Source organism: Microbulbifer sp. A4B17, from assembly GCF_003076275.1.
Lineage (GTDB): Bacteria > Pseudomonadota > Gammaproteobacteria > Pseudomonadales > Cellvibrionaceae > Microbulbifer.
Window position 1 is genome coordinate 3,686,322 of sequence record NZ_CP029064.1, and the last position, 8,679, is coordinate 3,695,000.

Sequence of the window (8,679 nt, forward strand, 5' to 3'; positions counted from 1 at the left end):
GTTATCCGATTCTTGGGGGAGAGGACTCTCCCCCAAAATACTCATCAGCCCTTGTGATAAATCTCGCTACCCATGTCCTTAAATTTAATCGACATTTCCTCCATGCCCTGTGCCGCTTCCTGCTTGGCCGCATAATCGCGCACATCCTGGGTGATTTTCATGGAGCAGAATTTCGGGCCGCACATGGAGCAGAAGTGAGCTACCTTGCCGGATTCCTTTGGCAAGGTTTCATCGTGATAGGTGCGTGCCCGCTCCGGGTCCAAGCCGAGGTTGAACTGATCTTCCCAACGGAATTCAAAGCGGGCTTTTGACAGGGCGTCATCGCGCTTCTGTGCCCGCGGATGCCCTTTGGCCAAGTCTGCGGCATGAGCCGCAATCTTATAGGCCATAAGGCCCTCTTTAACATCCTCTTTATTGGGTAGGCCCAGGTGCTCTTTGGGGGTCACATAGCAGAGCATGGCGCAGCCGTAGGTGCCGATAAGTGCAGCGCCGATGCCGGAAGTAATGTGGTCGTAGCCGGGAGCAATATCCGTGGTCAATGGACCTAGGGTGTAGAAAGGTGCGCCGTGGCAGTGCTTCAGCTGCTCATCCATATTTTCTTTGATCTTATGGATAGCCACATGACCGGGGCCTTCGATCATGGTCTGAACATCGTGCTTCCAGGCAATTTCAGTCAACTCGCCAAGCGTGTGCAGCTCGCCAAACTGGGCTTCATCGTTAGCATCCGCAATTGAGCCCGGGCGCAGGCCATCACCGAGACTGAAGCTCACATCGTAAGCCTTCATAATCTCGCAGATTTCCTCGAAGTGGGTGTAGAGGAAGTTCTCTTTGTGATGGGCGAGGCACCACTTGGCCATAATGGAACCACCGCGAGAAACAATCCCGGTCATACGTTTGGCAGTGAGCGGCACATAGCGCAAAAGCACGCCAGCATGAATAGTGAAGTAATCCACCCCCTGCTCCGCCTGCTCAATCAAGGTGTCGCGGAACACATCCCAGTTAAGATCTTCAGCAATTCCGTTTACTTTCTCCAGCGCCTGGTAAATCGGCACAGTACCGATGGGCACTGGCGAGTTGCGCAGAATCCACTCGCGGGTGTCGTGGATATTGGCACCGGTAGACAGATCCATCACCGTGTCCGCGCCCCACTTGGTAGACCAAACCAGTTTCTCTACTTCCTCTTCAATGGAAGAAGTCACAGCAGAATTACCAATATTTGCATTCACCTTGCACAGGAAGTTGCGCCCGATAATCATCGGCTCCACTTCCGGGTGATTAATATTCGCCGGGATAATTGCCCGCCCTTCTGCAACTTCCCGGCGCACAAATTCCGGCGTGATTTGCTCGGGGATGTAAATACCATCACGTGCCTTCTGGTATTCACTTTCACTCATTTCCGCCGCCAATTTGGCTCGCCCCATATTTTCGCGCACTGCGATAAATTCCATCTCTGGGGTAATAATGCCGCGGCGGGCATAGTGCATCTGAGATACATTCTGTCCCGGTTTGGCGCGGCGAGGGCTGGGAAGGTTTTCAAAGCGGATATGATCCAGTCCCTGGTCCGCCATACGCTTCTGGCTATAGGCCGCCTGGCGAGAATCCAGCAGTTCGGTATCTCTACGGGCCTCTATCCAGCCCTGACGCAATTTGGGCAGCCCTTCCCGTACATCCACTTTAAAATTGGGCTCGGAATAGGGTCCCGAAGTATCGTAAATGGTGAGGGGCTCATTGGGTTCAAACACCGGATTCTCTGCATCCCCACCTACCAAACTATCTCCCAAACAGATCTGACGAGCACCAACCTGGATGTCGGGAGTTTCACCGGGCAAATACACCTTGCTCGAATTGGGGAAAGACTGAACCGTGAGATTCTCAAGAAATTCTTTGGCGGAATCGCGACTGGCAGCGCGGGAGGATTTTCCGGCTTTACCGGATTGTTCAATGATTTCAGACATGCGTAACCTTAAAACTTGGGAATTTAAAGGTCGCAGCATCCAGGGCACATACAAAGAGAAAAGCCGCCAAACTGTAAAAAAACAGGCGACTTCAGATCTTGTTCCCTACGCGGGGGTTACCCCGATCAGGTTCAACGGATCTCGCAACAGCGATCTCAGCCCACAGGCACTCCGACAAGCAGAGCGCAGTATAGTGGAAGCACTAGAAGAAGAACAGATGGCATAAAACTGTTCCAGAAAAAGTAAAGCTTTGAAACGCCAATAAAGTAATCAATGCTCTTGGCGACAAAACTCCAACAGACTTCAATTTATTGATAACTGACCAAAGGGTCTCAAGCATTCATCACTCACAATACCTGAGTGCGTCCTACACTCCTTCACGTTTACCGGAGCAGTGAAAAAAACGATAACAACTTACGGCGAAAGTCGATGTGGGAGAAAATACAATGTTGAATAAATATGGAGTTCTAGTAACGCTCTGTTTGAGCATCTTGTCGATACAGCCAGCAATGGCAGCCCCCTCCAAGTCTGTTGCTGCGGGTGACAGCATTACCATGGCATTCGGTGCAGATTGTACCCGTAATAAGTATTTTTGGGACCTATTTTGTCTTCTGGGCGGAGATCAACCCGAGCATTCCTGGTTTGACGGCGACGACAATTCAGTGGAAAGCGTTCACGATAAATACAAGGTTAACTATCCCAATATGGCTGCCAATAAAAACGCAGCGGAGTCCGGTGCTGAAATGCGTAGTGGAGGCGATAATTTTTCCGTTCAAGCCGACCGGATTCTATCCCAGAGTAATAAACCTGATCATGTCGAAGTAGTATTGGGCGGTAATGACATCTGTAATCGAGGGTGCGTAGATCCAGCCAATTGCAATGATCCACTTTACACGGATAGTGAGTGGCGATCGGCAGTTCGAGCCGGACTTGGCAAATTAGTGGATGGACTCCCCAATGGCTCAACCATTGTTCTCGGCTCGGTACCCCGTGTACACGATCTTCGTGCAGCTGGTCTGGATAAACAAAGTAGTAATTCTCGGGTAGACTGCGAAAGCGTCTGGTCTACATTCGGAATCTGCCGCATCGCCACCAATGGCGGCACCATGAATGGTGAGAGTTTTCCAACTCGTTATAACGGAATAGCCGCGGCCCAACAACGTTATAACGAAATCCTTGTAGAAGAAGCGGAAAGTTATAACGGTACGAATGGGGTTGAAGTTATTGCTGAGTACACCGGTGAGGATCAGTTAAATGCTGGAACTTTCCAGTTTAATAAAGATGATATTGACGGCGGAGATTGCTTCCACCCCAGTATTCAAGGGCAAAATGTTGTTGCTGATCTACTATGGCAAGGAAATCCAGATAAATAATTAAGTTTTACTGCCCGGTAAATATAGGGCCCTCAATCACAGCTACTGCGGGCCCTATTTTATTTATTTTCCTTACTCTTCTTCGAAGTAACCAAGCTCTTCAACCACATACTGTAATCTATGCGGCAAACCCTTTCTCATAAAAGCCACATCTATTATTTTCCCACTGGCAAGGGCATTCCATAGTTCATTCTGACCGCTATGAACCCAGCTATCGTTGACCCTCAACAGCACATCATTTTCTTCAAAACCCAGAGCAGTAAAGAACTCATTGTCAGCCACGCCTTCTAAGCGCATCAAGTGGTGGCCCTCTACTTCCAACTCTGCCTGAGTAAACTTTGCCTCCAGTAACTCACGCTGCTCCAGTTGCTTAGCCAACCACTCTTGACCGAGAGTCAATACACCATCCGGTTCAATAAGTTTTTTACCTTTGTCCCCCTGCGGCATTTCAATACGCTGGCGCAACTCCTTGTCATGCTGGCGTGAGTAAGTTAAGGGAATAATATCCTGCTCCTCACCTTTCAACGGTAATTTCTCTAGGCCCAATCCATTTTCAATTACTACAAAATTAGAGTGAATGCGTAGCAATGAAACATTTTCTAGCAGTGATTGGCCTGTAGTGTAGTATTCGGCAGCAGCCTCTTCTACTTCGATTAATACCCTTGATCTGTTATCAATACTCGACTCACTAATTCCCAATAAAGTAAGCGGCAAACTGGTGACCGGCAAACCCCTATCATCAATATTATCATTTTCTCTCCAGACATATTTTTCCTTTGGGTCTATACCCATAGAGCGCAACTCTTCTTCTATCCAGTAGGCATATTGCTCAAATTCACGCGGTCCTTTCAGATACAGGCCATTAATAAAAATTACAGGAACATTTTTAAGCCCAAGACTAAGCGCTCTATCCCGATCACTCAGCATCGCTTCTTTGGGTGTCTCATTAGACAAACACATTTCAAATTTCTTAGCATCCAGGTTCAATTGCCTGACCAACTGGCTATAGCTATCAACATTAATTTCCGGAGTTAGCACGTATAAAGCATCATGATATTGCCAAAACATACCTTGTTCAGCTGCACAACGAGCTGCCATACCCGCGTTCATACCTTCCCGATGAAATTTAAGTGGAAAATCGAAGTATGAATGGCTAACCCACCCTTGATAGGTTGATAAAAGGCGATGTAAAACGGGTTGAATCGCCTTGCAGTGTGGGGACTGAAATGAACAAAAAACGGCTAAACTGACAGGCGCTTCCGGGTTTCCTCGAATGTTTTTCTGATCAAAAGGTATAGAAACCCTAGGCGGACTGGGTGGCTTTAAAAAAACCTCAATTTTCTTATCGTCATAGCTGAGCTTTTTTTCTTTATCTATCAAAGCATAGATCTTTCTCAAGCGTAATTCATATCTCTGTTCCTCAATGTCATACAAATCCAGCTGCAAACTATGATCTAATTCTTGAAGGCTGACTTCCCTCCCATCAATACGTATGGCCACCGCAGTATTAGTATCTTTCTTGATTTGAGTTGTTACACTACCTTTCTCTTCTGTACATCCAGTCAAAACAGCACAAATCCCGATTAAAAATATCAGCTTAAATAGTTGTTTTAACTGCCGCATATTTCCCCCTTCTCTTTATGCAGATCCTAACAAGAGCAGATTAAAGGACCAAACAGTTAAATGGTAATCGTCAAAATCACTCTAAAATTGAGATATCCATTCATTGATCTGGCAGATTTTTCAACAATATAGTCAGCTTGCTCATCCAGTTAATCTACGCAACCTTTCATTGACGGCACCTTCGACTAATATCTCCAGAAAAGAATCAGCCATTTTAAATAGAAGCAGTAAAGTGTCTTCTCTATCTCCCCCGCAGAATTCACTCTCTTACTGTGTATTGAACTTTACGCCGAGGAGTTCTCTATGGACAAGGTCTCACTGAATGTTTCAGAGCTTATGATTTCCTGCCTTGAAAACGAAGGGGTTGAATTTATATTTGGTATACCCGGAGAAGAAAATATTCGTTTTGTCGATGCTACAAATGGTTCACGCCTTCGATTTATTCTCGCGCGTTCGGAACAGGCAGCTGCTTTTATGGCCGATATGTATGGTCGGGTAACGGGGAAAGCCGGGGTCTGCAGCGCAACTCTTGGACCAGGGGCCATCAACTTGCTATTGGGAGTGGCCGATGCTTACGCTGATAGTACCCCTCTAGTCGCTATTAGTGCTCAAGCAGGTATCGATAGGCTTTATAAAGAAACACACCAGTATATTGATCTGGTTAAAATATTTGAGCCCGTTACCAAATCATCAAAGATGATCATAGACCCGGAGTCTACTTCCGAACTGATACGTGCAGCCTTCAAGATATCTCAGGAAGAGCGACCTGGTGCATGCTATTTATGTGTCCCAGAAGATATTGCAAATATGGAGGTATCGACTAATAAGAGCCCTCTGCCAGTCAACACTATGCAGAACCCCGCACCTCCAGTGGAAAAAGTTAGAAATGCAATAAAGATATTAAACGATGCACAAAGACCCATTGTCCTGGTTGGCCACGGAGCAGCTCGAGCTAACGCCCAGGATGCTTTGATACAATTTTCTGAAGCCTTAAATGTAGCTGTCGCCAGCACATTTCATGGAAAGGGCACCATGCCAGAGAATCATCCAAACTCATTGGGTGTTATGGGTTTTATGGTACACGACTATGCAAACTTTGGCTTTGACACCGCTGACGTTGTTATTTGTATAGGTTACGAACTTCAGGAGATGCCACCAGCCCGAATAAACCCCAATGGAAACAAAAAAATTATTTATGTCCACAACTTTCCCGCAGAGGTCGATACAAAGTTTAATATCAGTCAGGGCATAGAAGGTGATATTTCTCTATCCCTGCAAGCCCTAGCCAAGCATGTAAAACCCAAGCCAAGCTTAACCAGTGAAGACTACAAAATTCAAAAACTGCTCTCCGAGGAAATTGAAAAGGGTAAGGTTTCTAATGCCTGTCCAATGAAACCTCAAAGGGTGGTTGCAGATATTCGAGAAGCAATGGGAAAAGACGATGTCGTACTCACAGACACCGGTGCGGTAAAAATGTGGATAGCTCGCCTTTATCCAGCTTATAAGCCTAATACTTGCCTGATCTCTAACGGGCTCGCCACCATGGCCTTTGCCCTCCCCGGCGCTATAGGTGTTAAGTTAGCTTACCCGGACCGCAAAGTCCTGGCGGTAATGGGAGATGGCAGTTTCATGATGAACTCACAAGAAATTGAAACCGCAATGCGTGAGAATATCCCCATCGTTATCTTGATTCTAGTCGATAACAGCTATGGACTTATTAAGTGGAAAATGGATCTGGAGCTAAACCACCACAGTCATGTCGACTTCCAGAACCCAAACTTTGTTAAATATGCTGAAAGCTTTGGTGCAACCGCCTATTTAATTGAAGAGAGCAATCAGTTATTACCGACACTCAAGGAAGCACTGGCAGCACACACTGTTTCCGTGATTGCCTGTCCCATAGACTACTCTGAAAATGACAAATTGACAGATCACCTGGGTGAGCTTGTGGAGTATTTTTAGCAGCCTTATTTTTCAGCCATAAAAAAAGGGCCACCCTGTTGGGTGGCCCTTTCGGATTAGAAGCCTGACGATGACCTACTCTCACATGGGGAAGCCCCACACTACCATCGGCGATGTTGCGTTTCACTTCTGAGTTCGGCAAGGGATCAGGTGGTTCCACAACTCTATTGTCGTCAGGCAAACTGGCTTGGGTTGGCGTTGGTCTTATAAGCAATGTGCTTGGCCTGCCGCGTTATCGCTGTTTGCCTCGGTCATGTTGTTGACCGGCGATAACCCCAAATAAGTCGGTAAAACAATCTGTAGTAATACACCGCAAGCGATCATATGTCTCTAACTCACAATCCGCTAGCTTCGCTAGTCGTTAGTAACCATCTCTGTTGTATGGTCAAGCCGCACGGGCAATTAGTACTGGTTAGCTCAACGCCTCACAACGCTTCCACACCCAGCCTATCAACGTGGTAGTCTTCCACGGCCCTTCAGGAGGCTCAAGGCCTCAGGGAGATCTTATCTTGAAGGAGGCTTCCCGCTTAGATGCTTTCAGCGGTTATCCCGTCCGAACATAGCTACCCGGCAATGCCACTGGCGTGACAACCGGAACACCAGAGGTTCGTTCACTCCGGTCCTCTCGTACTAGGAGCAACTCTTCTCAAATCTCCAACGCCCACGGCAGATAGGGACCGAACTGTCTCACGACGTTCTAAACCCAGCTCGCGTACCACTTTAAATGGCGAACAGCCATACCCTTGGGACCGGCTTCAGCCCCAGGATGTGATGAGCCGACATCGAGGTGCCAAACACCGCCGTCGATGTGAACTCTTGGGCGGTATCAGCCTGTTATCCCCGGAGTACCTTTTATCCGTTGAGCGATGGCCCTTCCATACAGAACCACCGGATCACTATGACCTACTTTCGTACCTGCTCGACATGTCTGTCTCGCAGTCAAGCGCACTTATACCATTATGCTCATTGCATGATTTCCGACCATGCTGAGTGCACCTTCGTACTCCTCCGTTACTCTTTGGGAGGAGACCGCCCCAGTCAAACTACCCACCATACACTGTCCTCGATCCGGATAACGGACCAGAGTTAGAACCTCAAACATACCAGGGTGGTATTTCAAGGACGGCTCCACAACAACTAGCGTCGCTGCTTCAAAGCCTCCCACCTATCCTACACAAATAGGCTCAAAGTTCAGTGCAAAGCTGTAGTAAAGGTTCACGGGGTCTTTCCGTCTAGCCGCGGGTACACTGCATCTTAACAGCGATTTCAATTTCACTGAGTCTCTGGTGGAGACAGCGTGGCCATCGTTACGCCATTCGTGCAGGTCGGAACTTACCCGACAAGGAATTTCGCTACCTTAGGACCGTTATAGTTACGGCCGCCGTTTACCGGGGCTTCGATCAAGAGCTTCGCCGAAGCTAACCCCATCAATTAACCTTCCGGCACCGGGCAGGCGTCACACCCTATACGTCCTCTTACGAGTTTGCAGAGTGCTATGTTTTTAATAAACAGTCGCAGCCACCTGGTCACTTCGACCGGCCTCAGCTTAGGGAGCAAGTCCCATCACCAAAACCGGCGTACCTTCTCCCGAAGTTACGGTACCATTTTGCCTAGTTCCTTCACCAGAGTTCTCTCAAGCGCCTTGGTATTCTCTACCTGACCACCTGTGTCGGTTTAGAGTACGATTCACTATTACCTGAAGCTTAGAAGTTTTTCCTGGAAGCAGGGCATCAACCACTTCACCCACTAAGTGGGCTTCGTCATCA

The 8,679-nt window shown here is 47.6% G+C and carries 4 protein-coding genes, 2 rRNA genes and 1 riboswitch (1 of these 7 cut by a window edge); of the genes, 2 read left to right on the forward strand and 4 right to left on the reverse strand.

Annotated elements, in window-relative coordinates; all coding sequences use genetic code 11:
• Positions 1-44 precede the first annotated feature (44 nt).
• Entirely contained in the window at positions 45-1,955 is a 1,911-nt protein-coding gene (gene thiC / locus BTJ40_RS16230) for a phosphomethylpyrimidine synthase ThiC (RefSeq protein WP_108735300.1), read from the reverse strand.
• 85 nt (positions 1,956-2,040) lie between these two features.
• A riboswitch (TPP riboswitch) is annotated at positions 2,041-2,139 on the reverse strand.
• Between the two features lie 262 nt (positions 2,140-2,401).
• Between thiC and BTJ40_RS16235 the strand changes: the two genes are divergently transcribed.
• Positions 2,402-3,328, forward strand: coding sequence for an SGNH/GDSL hydrolase family protein (locus BTJ40_RS16235; protein ID WP_108734079.1), 927 nt, complete (start codon positions 2,402-2,404; stop codon positions 3,326-3,328).
• 72 nt (positions 3,329-3,400) lie between these two features.
• On the opposite strand, the gene BTJ40_RS16240 is transcribed toward BTJ40_RS16235, so the two are convergent.
• On the reverse strand, positions 3,401-4,951 hold the full coding sequence (locus tag BTJ40_RS16240) for a thioredoxin domain-containing protein (protein WP_108734080.1): 1,551 nt from the start codon (positions 4,949-4,951) through the stop codon (positions 3,401-3,403).
• A 303-nt stretch (positions 4,952-5,254) separates the two neighbouring features.
• On the opposite strand from BTJ40_RS16240, the gene BTJ40_RS16245 reads away from it, so the two are divergent.
• Entirely contained in the window at positions 5,255-6,913 is a 1,659-nt protein-coding gene (locus BTJ40_RS16245) for an acetolactate synthase large subunit (protein WP_108734081.1), read from the forward strand.
• A gap of 62 nt (positions 6,914-6,975) precedes the next feature.
• On the opposite strand, the gene rrf is transcribed toward BTJ40_RS16245, so the two are convergent.
• Together rrf and BTJ40_RS16255 are read right to left on the reverse strand one after the other, a co-directional pair.
• A 5S ribosomal RNA gene (gene rrf / locus BTJ40_RS16250) occupies positions 6,976-7,091 on the reverse strand.
• Between the two features lie 203 nt (positions 7,092-7,294).
• A 23S ribosomal RNA gene (locus tag BTJ40_RS16255) occupies positions 7,295-8,679 on the reverse strand (it continues 1,497 nt past the right edge of the window).